This window comes from Pseudomonas sp. LBUM1669 (assembly GCF_059695705.1).
In genome coordinates this window covers 120,480-134,372 of record NZ_CP166784.1, presented here as the reverse complement: position 1 = coordinate 134,372, position 13,893 = coordinate 120,480, and the positions used below count along the sequence as shown (strand labels likewise).

The following is a 13,893-nucleotide window of genomic DNA, read 5'->3' as shown; positions in this document are numbered from 1 at the left end:
GCGCGTGCTCCTAGTTAGTCGTCTCGACCGGGAAACCTTCGGCCTGCATTTTCTTCAACACATCCTGCCAGCGCGACAGGCGTTTGGTATCTCCGACCTTTTTATTGCCCTTGGCGCCCGGCAACCACAACCCTTCGGCATTGAAAGAGTAGACCGGCAGCAAGTCGGTTCGTTGGCTGGCCGGCTTTATTGCATCGATCAGGCTGTCGAGGACCAGCGGCATGGCCTCGGGGCTCGAATAGTAAGTCAGCACCATGTGCGCGCGGTTCAGGCGCAGAGCCTTGACGTAGGTGATGCGCAGCTTGTCACTGGAAACGCCGAGGTGGCGCAGGCTGAAGTACTTGGCGATCGCGTAATCTTCGCAGTCGCCGGCGCCCTTCCACAGGGCTTCGATGGGCGTTTCCCAGTAATCAACCTCGTGCCACAGGTCGATGTCCTCAACGTAACGCACTTGTTTATTGAAAAACTGATTAACCACATTGAGCTGTTCCAGTTCGCTGGCCTGTTTTTGCGTGGCCAGCAACTGCTGCCAGGCATCGATGCGCGGCTTCCCGTCGCCCAACGGCCCGTACAAGACCTGCGCCTTGCGGCTGATCAGCGAAAAATCCCAATCGGCATGCAGCCCGCCCAGCATGACGCCGGCCAGCAGCAACGCGCAGCACAGCCAGCGCAAAGTCCGAGGGATCGCGAAACGTACCGCCAATGCGAGGCATCCAGGTCAGGCAGGTAGAATTCGGTTGATGGTGCAGGTTAGCCCGTTAAAAGACAATGGCACGGTGCAATCACTGGCGACGCGCTAGACTTTGAATGGTGAGTGACATGAAAAGTCCCGGACTGCGATCTTTTGTCCGTTTGACAAGCTGCATGGCAGTCATTAGTGTCCCTTTGGATCCAAATATTTCAGCCAACCAGGGTGCGTAGTCGTGACACAGAAGCCCAACCCCCTCAGCAGTATCAAAGTCAACGGGCCGATTCCCGCTCACCTGGCACGTTCGGTGATCGAAGAAACCCTGCGTTCGGCCATTCTTGACGGACGCATTCCCTGCGGCACCGCGTTGCGCCAGCAAGATCTGGCCGACCTGTTCGGCGTCAGCCGCATGCCGGTGCGCGAAGCCTTGCGCCAACTGGAAGCCCAGACGCTGCTCAACGTTATCGCCCACAAAGGCGCAGTGGTCGCACCGCTGGTTCAGGGCGATGCCGTTGAAACCTATGCGTTACGGATTCTGCTGGAATCCGAGGCGCTGCGCCTGTCGATTCCCTTGTTGGAGAAGGAAGACTTCGAACGGGCAGCCCTGCATATCGACGGCATGGAAACGGAGCACGATTACAGCGAGATCGGCCGCCTCAATCGGCTCTTCCACATGGCGCTTTATTGCAAGGCGCCGAACCAGCGGCTGTTGCGGCTGGTCGAGGAAGGGTTGAACGAAGAAGAGCGCTTCCTGCGCTTCAACCTGGAAGCCATGGGCCTGGGCAAGTTATCTCAGGAAGACCACCGAGCACTATTGCTGGCCGTCGAAGACCGCGACATCGAGCGTTCGGTAAAGCTGCTCGAGCTCCACCTCAATCGCGGTGTCGAGGTCATCACGCGCTACCTCAACAGCCCTGAAGCGCTGAACAAGAAAACCACCAGGTAACCCCCGCCGCCACGCCTGGGCGCGCAGTTCGAACTGCGCGCCGCGTTTGCCGTGAATAATCTCCTTACCTCCCCCCGCTTCAGCGACCGCACGTCCCCTCCCCAAGCCTGCCATCGATTGACCTCCCTCAAGTTCCATCAATACGCCAGCAAAGATGACGTCCGCGCGATAGCGGCGGCCGTGATTTACGCTCACTCTTGGGCTGCCAACGAATAATGAACGGGCGACGCGCCGCCATGGCGGCGCAGTCCTCGCACCAAGAACCTACGGAAGGAGTCTTGTCACGGGAAAGGAAGCACCGGCGTCAATCCCAGCCAACTTCCACCCCCTTGAAGCATTCAACGGAACAACTTTGAAAGTTGCTTTGAGTGAGGCATTCACTCTTCATTTGAATTTTGACGATACTTCGTCGAAAGGAGCAACTACGCCCAAATAAAACTGGAACTTATAGTTTTATAGGAACTTGTCGCGCACAAGAAAGTTAAACTTGCAAATAATATAAAAATAACTTGCCCGATACTTTATTCGTGTATTAGTTTTTCTCCGCCACCAGTAAACACGGCACCAAGCGACTATATCGTACTTGATGACATCAATTTAATTGAGGCCTCCGCTCGCCAATAAAAAACGTTAAACGACCGTCACTTATTGATCACACCACACTTAACGGCAACTCAGATCACTTATAGGCTCGCTCATGAAAACGAATAAAGACCGCCTCAATCAGAAGAAAGCAGAACTTAGTGCACACCCGATTTTCTCTGAAATACATTCACTCTCGGTACTTCAACGTTTCATGGAAACCCATGTCTTTGCGGTATGGGATTTCATGTCGCTGACCAAACGTCTGCAACAGGAACTGACCTGCGTTCAACTGCCCTGGTTGCCGCCGCAAGATCCTCAGGCCGCGCGTCTTATCAATGAGATTGTGCTGGGTGAAGAGTCCGATGATCGTCCGGCCGAAGGTCATTACAGCCATTTTGAGTTGTACCTCGATGCGATGCGCGAAGTCGGTGCCAGCACGGCCGCCGTGGAACGCTTCGTGGCGTTGCAGCAAGAAGGGGTGAGTTACGACGTGGCGCTGCAAAGCGTTGATGTCGACCCGGCGGCGGCGCAGTTCGTGCGGCACACCTTGCACACTGCGCTGCATGCACCGGGACACAGCGTTGCCGCAGCGTTTTTGCATGGTCGTGAGAGCGTTATTCCGCAGATGTTCCAGCGGATTCTCGACGACTGGGGCATCGGCATCGAGCAGGCGCCAACCTTCCGCTACTACCTGGAGCGGCACATCGAAGTCGACTCCGAGGACCACGGCCCCGCAGCAGAAAAACTCCTCGCACGGCTGGTCAACGGCGATTCGCAACGCCAAGAAGACGTCTACGCCAGCGCCATTGCCGCGGTGGAAAGCCGCATCGCCCTGTGGGACGGCTTGCGCCTGAGCATGAGCGAACCTATGCCTGAGGTGAACGCATGAACGCCGCCGACTACCAATCCTTCGCCGACGCTTGGGAAAGCCGTGCGACCATCCGCACGCGGCCCCGGCGGGTGCTGGAAAACGACGACAAGCTGATCTACCCGTTGAGCCGCCAACCGTTGGTGCTGAGCGAAACCTTCCTGCGCGAATGCCCGGAGCAGCGCGACTTTGCGCTGGTGCAGACGCTCTACAAATTCATCAACGACGTGGTGATTTTCGAAACCGAGATCGTCGACAAGACAGCCCGCAGCATCGCCAAGAATCGCTTTGCCGTGGCGTTCCCGTTCGCCTGTCGCTACGACGCCATGACCGTGGTGGTGGACGAGGATTACCACGCGCTGGTGGCCATGGACTTCATGCAGCAGACCGTCGCCATGACCGGCATCACGCCGATCAAGCTGCCGGATGAAATCGAGCTGAGCCGGGCGATTCCGGCGGCTGTGGCCCTCGCTCCGGAGCACCTGCGCAGCGCCGTGGAACTGATCTGCGTGGCCATCGCCGAGAACACCGTGACCGGCGATGTCGCGGCGTTCGCCAAGGACGACACGGTCAAGCAGTCGATCAAGGGCCTGATGGCCGATCACTTGCTCGACGAAGGCCGCCACTCCGGATTCTGGTCGCGGATGGTGCGCATCTACTGGCATACCGCGAGCGAAGACGACCGCCAGCTCATCGCGCAAATCCTGCCGGTGTTCATTGATCATTACCTGACCAACGACATCCAGAAGTCCTTCGACTTCCGCTTGATCGAAGCCTTGCAGATCAGCGACGCGGCACGCCAGGCACTCAAGAACGAAATCTCGGGGCTGGCCTTCCCGATCAATCGTCATCACCCGCTGGTCGCCAACATCGTGCGGTTTTTCCGCAGCAGTTCGCTGCTGGATTCGCCGTGCGTGCAAGACGCCCTCAGCGACTACCTGATTTAACGAGGAGAACATCATGAGACGTCTCGACATTCTGCTCATTGGGCAAAGCCAGGCCTTGACCGACCTGGCGCTGGAACTTGAACAACAGGGTCATTCGTTGGTGCGGCTCGAGGCGTTCGAGGAGGCGCCGTCGTTTGATCTGCTGATTGACGACGCCAGCCAAGCGTTCTCAGTCCCGGGTGATGCGCCACGGCTGACGCTGCAACTGGGAATTGGCGTGCCAAGCGTCACCGGGCTACCGCCGATGGACCTGCTGTGCATGCAGGGATCGACGCTATTCACGCGCGTGCCGATTGCCGATGAGCCTAGTGGAAACGGCCAGGCCTTGCGTCTGCGAGCGGTGGCGGAACTGGTGGATCACGTCTCACTGCTGGTCAGCCGCTTCTCTCGGGATGAAACGTATTTTCTGCATGCCGAGCCGACAGCGGTGGCTCACTTCGAACGGGTGGAAAACCTGCAATTTTTAGAGCGCCTGGCGTTCGTCCATCAGCTCAACAAAACGGCTCAACCGTGGCTGCAGCAACTCGCCAGGATCCCGATGATCGAGCGCCTGGAACAGCGCTTCATCGAGTCCGCCGAACGCCCCGCGCTGAACATTGACGGCACATCGCTGAGCTATCGGCAATTGCACGCCCAGAGCCGTGCGATCCAGCAACGCTTGCTGCCGTTGCTCGCTCAGCATCAAGGGCCGTTGGTGGTCGGGATTTGCCTGCCGAAATGCAGTGCGTTGTATGCAGGGATCCTGGCGATTCTGGGCAGCGGCGCGGTGTACTTGCCACTGGAGCCGAGCCATCCGCTGCAACGTCAGCAGTACATCCTTTCGAACGCCGGAGCGGTGTTGTTGCTGCATGACGGCCAGCATCCCCTCGCCGACGAAATGCCGGGACTGGACATCAGCTGCATCGACTTTAATGACGTCGACCTCGGCCAACCCTTGATGCGCCAGCGCCCCGCCCTCGACGCGCCGTGCATGGCGCTCTACACCTCGGGCACCACCGGGCATCCCAAAGGCGTGCTGCTCAGCCAGGCCAACCTCGCGCACTTCACGGCGTGGTATGCCGACTATGTGCAACTGACCGAACACAGTCGGGCCTTGCAGTTTTCGTCGTTGAGTTTCGACTCGTCACTGATCGATATTTTCCCGACCCTGCTTCAGGGCGCCGAACTGATCGTGCCAAACGACGACCAGCGCCGCGATCCGCTGCAACTGGTCGAGCTGATTCGCCATCAACGCCTCAGCCACGCCTTTTTACCGCCGGCGCTGTTGAGCATTCTGCCGCTGGATCAATTGCAGGTCCTGGATCATGTGATGACCGGTGGTGATGTCTGCGAACCCTATGTCATCGAGCAGCTCAGCCGTCAGGGCAACCTCTATAACCTCTATGGCCCGACCGAAGCCACGGTGCTGATCACTGCGCGCCAACTGCGCGCTGGCGACAGCAACCGCACCCTCGGGGCACCGATTGCCAACAGCCAGGTGCTGATTCTCGACGAGGCATTTCAGCCGGTGGCCGAGCAGACCGTCGGTGAGTTGTACATCGTCGGGCCGGGGGTATGCCTGGGTTATCTGAACAACCCGCAGCAGACTGCCGAGCGTTACCTGGACTTGAACTTGCCAGACGGCCAGCGCCTGCGCGCCTACCGTACCGGCGACATGGCGAAATGGACCCGCGACGGTATCGAGCTGTGCGGACGGCGGGACAATCAGGTGAAAATCCGCGGCTTTCGCGTCGAGCCGGAAGAGATCGAACGTTGCCTGCGCGACAGTCAGTTGTACCGTCAGGTGGCGGTGGTCATCGACAGCCAACGTCGGATTCTGGCCTTCCTCGCGCAACCTCAGGAGGACCAACCGGGCGTCGCTCGCGAAGCCTTGAAGGCTCATGCGATGCAGTTTTTGCCGGACTACATGCAACCTGGCGCCTGGACCGAACTGCCGAGTATGCCGTTCGCCAGTAACGGCAAAGTCGACCGCAAAGCGCTGCTGTCGATGCCGGTGAATGTTGCCGAAAACATGACACGACGGCTGCCCGCCAGCGCCGATGAAGCGCTGTTACTGGAGATCTGGGCTGAGCTGCTGGAGCTGCCGGCCAGCGATATTTCGACCGACGAAAGTTTCTTCAATCTGGGCGGCCACTCGATTCTGTTGTCACGGATGCTGCTGCGATTGCGTGAAGAATTCGGCCGCAGCATCTCGATCAACCGCTTCATTGAGTTGCCGACCATTGCAAAGCTGGCGACGTTGGTGCGCGGCTCCGGCACCGAGGAAGTCCTGAGCGCGCAAGCGCTGGCGGATGCCTTCCGCGAGCTGGATATTCAGCCGCTGCCCATCAGCCGCATGGGCGATGTGCACAAGGTGATCGTCACCGGCGCCAACAGTTTTGTCGGTGTGCACATCGTCGAGGCGTTGCTGGCGTGGGGCGTCAGTGAAGTCGCCTGCCTGGTGCGCGATGGTGGCGGGCAATCGGCGGCTGAGCGCTTCGCTCACGCGTTGCGGGAAAACCGTCTGGAGCACCTGGACCTGAGTCGGGTAAAGGTTTACGCGGCAGACATCACTCGCCCGTCATTGGGGCTCGATGCGGACGTTTACGAGCGCCTCGATCGAGAGTTCGGCGCGCTGGTGCACAACGCTGCCAACGTCAATCACGTGCTCGATTACGAGTCGCTGGCGCGGGACAACGTCGAGCCGATTTTCGAATGCCTTCGGCTGTGCGAGGGGCGCAGCAAGAAAATCTTCAACTTCGTCTCCACGCTCTCGGCGTCCAGCACGATTGCCGACGATGGCCGGGTGCTGGAATTACCCGCAGCGCAGACGCCGCCGATCTACATCAAGAACGGCTACAACCTGTCCAAGTGGGTCGGCGAACGAATCCTCGAACGAGCGCGAGAACTTGGGGTGAGGGTCAATCTTTATCGCCCCGGCAATATCAGCTTCAACAGCCTGACCGGCGTCTGTCAGCCGCACAAAAATCGCTTGATGCTGATGCTCAAAGGCTCGATCCAGCTCGGCCAGGTGCCGGAGTTCGCGTTGAACTTTGATCTGATGCCGGTGGACTTTCTCGCTCGCTTCATCGGCTTCCATGCCAGCCGTTATTCGCCTGAAAAAGCGGTGTTCAACCTGCACAACCCCGAGCCCCTGAGTTGGGACGATTACGTCGCGTCATTCCGTGAGGCCGGCCGGGAATTCTCCATGGTCAGCGTCGCCGACTGGCAACAGCAACTGGGCCGGGTCGACAGCGACAACGCGTTGTTCGGCGTACTCGGCTTCTACCTCAACGGCTTCGAGGAAGACATCGGCGACATCTCGATGATCGGCCACGACAACGCCCAGGCCGGCGTGCGGCAGATGGGCGCGCACTACCCGGAAAAATCCCCGGCACTGCTGCGTCGCGGCTGCGACTACCTCAAAGAAATCAATTTCATCTGATTCATTCAACCGGAGCAAAACCATGAAAACGCTGCAACCCGATACCCTGATCAAAAACCCTCAAGGCTGCCACGTCGTGTCTTCGGTGGAAGTGCCGGCGGATGCCTCTCAGGTCTGGGCGGTGGTCGGCAACTTTGCCGGCTTCGATCAATTCATTCCGGCGCTGTCGCACATCGAGATGACAGGCGAAGGCGTGTCGTCGCTGCGCAAGAAATTCTTCAAGGACGGTAACCTGGTGGTCGAGCAACTCAACTCGCGGGATGACCAGGCGCTGAACATGACGTGGACCACGATTTACAACACGTTGGGCGTGGCCAATTTGTGGGCGGCGATGAGTGTTGAACCGCTAGGCGCGGGAAAGTCGCGGGCGACCTGGATCATCATTGCCGAACCGGCACAGGGAGGCGTTGAGGCGTTGCCGGGGTTCAAGGAATTTGTGCAGGGATTTGCGGATGATGCGATGGGGAATGTGTTGAAGCTGTTTGTGTAGGGCTTTGGTTCAGCGGTGACTTTTCTACCGCTTTCGCGGGCAAGCCTCGCTCCTACAGGGTTTTCGATGCCCTTGTAGGAGCGAGGCTTGCCCGCGAAGAACGATAACGCAGCAGAACTGACCCGAATCAGATCTTGAAGCTGTCCACCAACTGCTTCAACCGATTCGCCTGCAACGACAACGCATCACAATCCTTCAACGTTTCATTGAGGTTGGCCACGCTCTGCTGGTTCAGCAAGTTGATCTGGTTGACGTCGACGTTAAGGGTTTCCACTACCGCCGTCTGCTCTTCGGTCGCCGCCGCCACCGACTGGTTCATGCCGTCGATTTCGCCGATGCGCTGGGTCACGCTGACCAAGCGCAGGCCCGCCTGATTGGCTACTTCAACACTCTCTTCGCTGGAGACCTGACTGGCATTCATGGTCGTCACCGCTTCGCGAGAACCGATCTGCAGCGAGGTGATCATCTTGTGGATCTCTTCCGCCGACTCCTGCGTGCGATGCGCCAGGTTGCGCACTTCGTCCGCCACGACCGCAAAACCACGACCGGCTTCACCGGCACGCGCCGCTTCGATGGCGGCGTTGAGCGCGAGCAAGTTGGTCTGCTGGGAGATGCCTTTGATCACATCCAGAATGTGCCCGATGTTGTCAGTACTCGCATTCAGGGTTTCGATCTGGGTGCAGGACAGGCTGATTTTCTGCGACAACTCGGTCATGGCCAGGATGGTTTTCTCCACGACCTGACGACCATCATCCGCCTGCTCGCTCGCACCGCTTGCATGCTGCGAAGCATCGGCAGCATTGCGGGCGATTTCCTGGGTGGCGGCACCCAATTGGTTGATGGCGGCAGCCACGCTGTTGGTGCGCGCGCTTTGCTCGTCGGAGCCGACGATTGAGGCGTTGGACGATGCCATCACCCGTTGCGACAAATCGTGGACTTGACGGGTCGCCGAGGACACTTCGGAAATCGACGCGTGAATCCGCTCCACGAACTGGTTGAACGAACCGCCCAACTCGCCGAACTCGTCTTTGCTTTCCACGGCCAGACGACGGGTCAGGTCGCCTTCGCCCTGGGCGATGTCCTGCATCGCGCGGCCCATGGTGGTCAGCGGACGCATCAGCACGTTGATCAGCAGGCTCAACAGCACCGCAATAACGCTGACGGCGATAAACATGGCGATCAGCGCCGAGGTACGGAATTGGCTCAGTGGTGCGTAGGCCTTGTCCTTATCGATCGACAGACCGATGTACCACTCGGCATTTGGCAAACCGCTCACCGGGGTGAACGAGAGGATGCGGTCCTGCTTGTTCAGGGTGACGTCCTGATTGCCCTTCTCGATGCGTACGCCAGAGTTTGGATAAATGTCCTTCAGGTTTTTCATCACCTGGTCTTTGTCCGGGCTGACGATCACCTGACCGTCGGCACTGACCAGGAACGCGTGGCCGATGCCACCGAAGTCCACCGAGTTGATGATCTTCACCAGGGTCTCCAGGCTCAGATCACCGCCAACCACGCCGAGCAATTCGCCGTTCTTTTTCACCGGCATGGCGATCGTCACCACCAACCCACCGACGGCGGCCATGTACGGCGGCGTCAGCATAGTCTTGTCGGCAGCCACTGCTTGTTTGTACCAAGGGCGCTGACGCGGATCGTAACCGTCCGGCATCCTCGCGTCAGGACGTTGGGTGAACACGCCATTGGCCTGGCCAACGTAGGTGAACTGGAAGTTCGAGGTGAAGGCCGGTTGATCCACCAGGCCTGGAAGGTCCGCATTGGCGCCTTGATGAGCGACGTTCTGTGCGAGGTTTTCCAGCACCAACACACGGCCGCTCATCCAGTTCTGCACGCTGCTGGCGGTCAAATCGCCGGCTTGCTGGACGGAGGATTCGAGGTTTTGCCGGATGGTGTTTCGCTGCAGATAGTCGTTGTACAAAGTGAACAACGCAAAAGCCAGCACCACGACGCCAGAGGCGGCCAGAAGGATTTTATGGCTGAATTTGAGATTCATTTCATGGGACTTCTTATGCAAAAAGTGGGGATGCGTTCCAGGTGCAACATTCCATGTAACAGCGCAGGCGGCATTCTTCGGCCGCTCTACTTTGGTGCACGCATGTCTCACCAGTCTGTCGGCACCAGTCGGAGAAATCTTAGGGGTTTGTACGAAATGATCGATATTCCCGCCGGACGGCGTGCTAGCGCGGTTGGCGGTCGATGTACTTCTTGAATACTTGGGAATGCTGGGGAAGGACGTGACGCAGATGTGGCATGTCACGCCGGGGACAATGGCCCGAAGTTTATGGAGCTAAAACGACAAAACCCCTGTCTGCGTTAGCAGACAGGGGTTTCGGAATTCAATCTTGACGATGACCTACTCTCACATGGGGAAACCCCACACTACCATCGGCGATGCATCGTTTCACTGCTGAGTTCGGGATGGGATCAGGTGGTTCCAATGCTCTATGGTCGTCAAGAAATTCTGTAACCAGCCCGTTAAAGTCGTAACGTGCCAGAAAAATTGGTGACTTCTACTAAAACAAAACCCCTACCTGCATACGCAGATAGGGGTTTCGGAATTTAATCTTGACGATGACCTACTCTCACATGGGGAAACCCCACACTACCATCGGCGATGCATCGTTTCACTGCTGAGTTCGGGATGGGATCAGGTGGTTCCAATGCTCTATGGTCGTCAAGAAATTCGGTAGCCAGGTCGTTCTCCTTACGGATTACGCTCCAGCGAATGGGTATGTGATAGATCTCGGTGTTTTGTGAGTCTTTCGAACTTTCGGTTCGTTTCGTCTTCACACACCGCAATCTGGTGCTCTTTCGCTTTTCAGCTCAAAGCTTGCAAATTGCTTGGGTGTTATATGGTCAAGCCTCACGGGCAATTAGTATTGGTTAGCTCAACGCCTCACAGCGCTTACACACCCAACCTATCAACGTCGTAGTCTTCGACGGCCCTTCAGGGGACTCAAGGTCCCAGTGAGATCTCATCTTGAGGCTAGTTTCCCGCTTAGATGCTTTCAGCGGTTATCTATTCCGAACATAGCTACCCGGCAATGCCACTGGCGTGACAACCGGAACACCAGAGGTTCGTCCACTCCGGTCCTCTCGTACTAGGAGCAGCCCCTCTCAAATCTCAAACGTCCACGGCAGATAGGGACCGAACTGTCTCACGACGTTCTAAACCCAGCTCGCGTACCACTTTAAATGGCGAACAGCCATACCCTTGGGACCGGCTTCAGCCCCAGGATGTGATGAGCCGACATCGAGGTGCCAAACACCGCCGTCGATATGAACTCTTGGGCGGTATCAGCCTGTTATCCCCGGAGTACCTTTTATCCGTTGAGCGATGGCCCTTCCATACAGAACCACCGGATCACTAAGACCTACTTTCGTACCTGCTCGACGTGTCTGTCTCGCAGTCAAGCGCGCTTTTGCCTTTATACTCTACGACCGATTTCCGACCGGTCTGAGCGCACCTTCGTACTCCTCCGTTACTCTTTAGGAGGAGACCGCCCCAGTCAAACTACCCACCATACACTGTCCTCGATCCGGATAACGGACCTGAGTTAGAACCTCAAAGTTGCCAGGGTGGTATTTCAAGGTTGGCTCCACGCGAACTGGCGTCCACGCTTCAAAGCCTCCCACCTATCCTACACAAGCAAATTCAAAGTCCAGTGCAAAGCTATAGTAAAGGTTCACGGGGTCTTTCCGTCTAGCCGCGGATACACTGCATCTTCACAGCGATTTCAATTTCACTGAGTCTCGGGTGGAGACAGCGCCGCCATCGTTACGCCATTCGTGCAGGTCGGAACTTACCCGACAAGGAATTTCGCTACCTTAGGACCGTTATAGTTACGGCCGCCGTTTACCGGGGCTTCGATCAAGAGCTTCGCGTTAGCTAACCCCATCAATTAACCTTCCGGCACCGGGCAGGCGTCACACCCTATACGTCCACTTTCGTGTTTGCAGAGTGCTGTGTTTTTAATAAACAGTCGCAGCGGCCTGGTATCTTCGACCGGCATGAGCTTACGGAGCAAGTCCTTCACCCTCACCGGCGCACCTTCTCCCGAAGTTACGGTGCCATTTTGCCTAGTTCCTTCACCCGAGTTCTCTCAAGCGCCTTGGTATTCTCTACCCAACCACCTGTGTCGGTTTGGGGTACGGTTCCTGGTTACCTGAAGCTTAGAAGCTTTTCTTGGAAGCATGGCATCAACCACTTCGTGTTCTAAAAGAACACTCGTCATCAGCTCTCGGCCTTAGAATCCCGGATTTACCTAAGATTCCAGCCTACCACCTTAAACTTGGACAACCAACGCCAAGCTGGCCTAGCCTTCTCCGTCCCTCCATCGCAATAACCAGAAGTACAGGAATATTAACCTGTTTTCCATCGACTACGCTTTTCAGCCTCGCCTTAGGGACCGACTAACCCTGCGTCGATTAACGTTGCGCAGGAAACCTTGGTCTTTCGGCGTGGGTGTTTTTCACACCCATTGTCGTTACTCATGTCAGCATTCGCACTTCTGATACCTCCAGCAAGCTTCTCAACTCACCTTCACAGGCTTACAGAACGCTCCTCTACCGCATCACCTAAGTGATACCCGTAGCTTCGGTGTATGGTTTGAGCCCCGTTACATCTTCCGCGCAGGCCGACTCGACTAGTGAGCTATTACGCTTTCTTTAAAGGGTGGCTGCTTCTAAGCCAACCTCCTAGCTGTCTAAGCCTTCCCACATCGTTTCCCACTTAACCATAACTTTGGGACCTTAGCTGACGGTCTGGGTTGTTTCCCTTTTCACGACGGACGTTAGCACCCGCCGTGTGTCTCCCATGCTCGGCACTTGTAGGTATTCGGAGTTTGCATCGGTTTGGTAAGTCGGGATGACCCCCTAGCCGAAACAGTGCTCTACCCCCTACAGTGATACATGAGGCGCTACCTAAATAGCTTTCGAGGAGAACCAGCTATCTCCGAGCTTGATTAGCCTTTCACTCCGATCCACAGGTCATCCGCTAACTTTTCAACGGTAGTCGGTTCGGTCCTCCAGTTAGTGTTACCCAACCTTCAACCTGCCCATGGATAGATCGCCCGGTTTCGGGTCTATTCCCAGCGACTAGACGCCCTATTAAGACTCGCTTTCGCTACGCCTCCCCTATTCGGTTAAGCTCGCCACTGAAAATAAGTCGCTGACCCATTATACAAAAGGTACGCAGTCACCCAACAAAGTGGGCTCCCACTGCTTGTACGCATACGGTTTCAGGATCTATTTCACTCCCCTCTCCGGGGTTCTTTTCGCCTTTCCCTCACGGTACTAGTTCACTATCGGTCAGTCAGTAGTATTTAGCCTTGGAGGATGGTCCCCCCATATTCAGACAAAGTTTCTCGTGCTCCGTCCTACTCGATTTCATGACTAAGAGATTTTCGCGTACAGGGCTATCACCCACTATGGCCGCACTTTCCAGAGCGTTCCGCTAATCTCAAAGCCACTTAAGGGCTAGTCCCCGTTCGCTCGCCACTACTAAGGGAATCTCGGTTGATTTCTTTTCCTCAGGGTACTTAGATGTTTCAGTTCCCCTGGTTCGCCTCTTAAGCCTATGTATTCAGCTTAAGATAACCATCTTATGATGGCTGGGTTCCCCCATTCAGACATCTCCGGATCAAAGTCTGTTTGCCGACTCCCCGAAGCTTTTCGCAGGCTACCACGTCTTTCATCGCCTCTGACTGCCAAGGCATCCACCGTATGCGCTTCTTCACTTGACCATATAACCCCAAGCAATCTGGTTATACTGTGAAGACGACATTCGCCGAAAATTCGATAATACTCAGTTAAGAGTAACTCACAAATTTTACCTTAGCCTGATCCGTTACCAGTGAAAGTAACGTTCAGTCTATCTTTCTATCACATACCCAAATTTTTAAAGAACGATCTAGCCAAAGACTAGAAAT

7 protein-coding genes and 3 rRNA genes are annotated in these 13,893 nt (G+C 56.6%); 5 read left to right on the top strand and 5 right to left on the bottom strand.

Annotated features, from left to right (window positions below):
* Window positions 1-10: 10 nt before the first annotated feature.
* Entirely contained in the window at window positions 11-703 is a 693-nt protein-coding gene (gene lapG / locus ACA051_RS00660) for a cysteine protease LapG (RefSeq protein WP_219097826.1), read from the bottom strand.
* 220 nt (window positions 704-923) lie between these two features.
* On the opposite strand from lapG, the gene ACA051_RS00655 reads away from it, so the two are divergent.
* From ACA051_RS00655 to ACA051_RS00635, 5 genes are all read left to right on the top strand, one after another.
* Window positions 924-1,634, top strand: a complete 711-nt coding sequence (locus ACA051_RS00655; RefSeq protein WP_497306843.1) for a GntR family transcriptional regulator — start codon at window positions 924-926, stop codon at window positions 1,632-1,634.
* Between the two features lie 697 nt (window positions 1,635-2,331).
* Window positions 2,332-3,108 (top strand): DUF3050 domain-containing protein, encoded by a 777-nt coding sequence (locus ACA051_RS00650; RefSeq protein WP_497373077.1) that lies wholly within the window; start codon window positions 2,332-2,334, stop codon window positions 3,106-3,108.
* On the top strand, window positions 3,105-4,034 hold the full coding sequence (locus ACA051_RS00645; RefSeq protein ID WP_497373076.1) for a diiron oxygenase: 930 nt from the start codon (window positions 3,105-3,107) through the stop codon (window positions 4,032-4,034). The genes ACA051_RS00650 and ACA051_RS00645 overlap by 4 nt, the downstream gene beginning before the upstream one ends.
* Window positions 4,035-4,047: 13 nt before the next feature.
* Window positions 4,048-7,458, top strand: coding sequence for an amino acid adenylation domain-containing protein (locus ACA051_RS00640; protein WP_497306837.1), 3,411 nt, complete (start codon window positions 4,048-4,050; stop codon window positions 7,456-7,458).
* A 22-nt stretch (window positions 7,459-7,480) separates the two neighbouring features.
* Complete coding sequence (locus ACA051_RS00635) at window positions 7,481-7,948, top strand: SRPBCC family protein (protein WP_497306835.1); 468 nt, start codon at window positions 7,481-7,483, stop codon at window positions 7,946-7,948.
* A gap of 127 nt (window positions 7,949-8,075) precedes the next feature.
* Here ACA051_RS00635 and ACA051_RS00630 read toward each other — a convergent pair whose 3' ends face one another.
* The 4 genes from ACA051_RS00630 to ACA051_RS00615 form a co-directional block, all read right to left on the bottom strand.
* Window positions 8,076-9,956 carry a methyl-accepting chemotaxis protein gene (locus ACA051_RS00630; RefSeq protein ID WP_497306833.1) on the bottom strand — a complete coding sequence of 627 codons (1,881 nt, stop codon included), beginning with the start codon at window positions 9,954-9,956 and terminating at the stop codon, window positions 8,076-8,078.
* A gap of 347 nt (window positions 9,957-10,303) precedes the next feature.
* A 5S ribosomal RNA gene (gene rrf, locus ACA051_RS00625) occupies window positions 10,304-10,419 on the bottom strand.
* 107 nt (window positions 10,420-10,526) lie between these two features.
* Window positions 10,527-10,642, bottom strand: a 5S ribosomal RNA gene (rrf, locus tag ACA051_RS00620).
* 173 nt (window positions 10,643-10,815) lie between these two features.
* A 23S ribosomal RNA gene (locus tag ACA051_RS00615) occupies window positions 10,816-13,707 on the bottom strand.
* Between the last annotated feature and the right edge of the window lie 186 nt (window positions 13,708-13,893).

Coding starts and splice junctions, on each gene's coding strand:
- ACA051_RS00645 (WP_497373076.1), top strand. CDS start 3,105: ATGAACGCCGCCGACTACCAATCCTTCGCCGACGCTTGGGAAAGCCGT.
- ACA051_RS00640 (WP_497306837.1), top strand. CDS start 4,048: ATGAGACGTCTCGACATTCTGCTCATTGGGCAAAGCCAGGCCTTGACC.
- ACA051_RS00630 (WP_497306833.1), bottom strand. CDS start 9,956: ATGAATCTCAAATTCAGCCATAAAATCCTTCTGGCCGCCTCTGGCGTC.
- ACA051_RS00635 (WP_497306835.1), top strand. CDS start 7,481: ATGAAAACGCTGCAACCCGATACCCTGATCAAAAACCCTCAAGGCTGC.
- ACA051_RS00650 (WP_497373077.1), top strand. CDS start 2,332: ATGAAAACGAATAAAGACCGCCTCAATCAGAAGAAAGCAGAACTTAGT.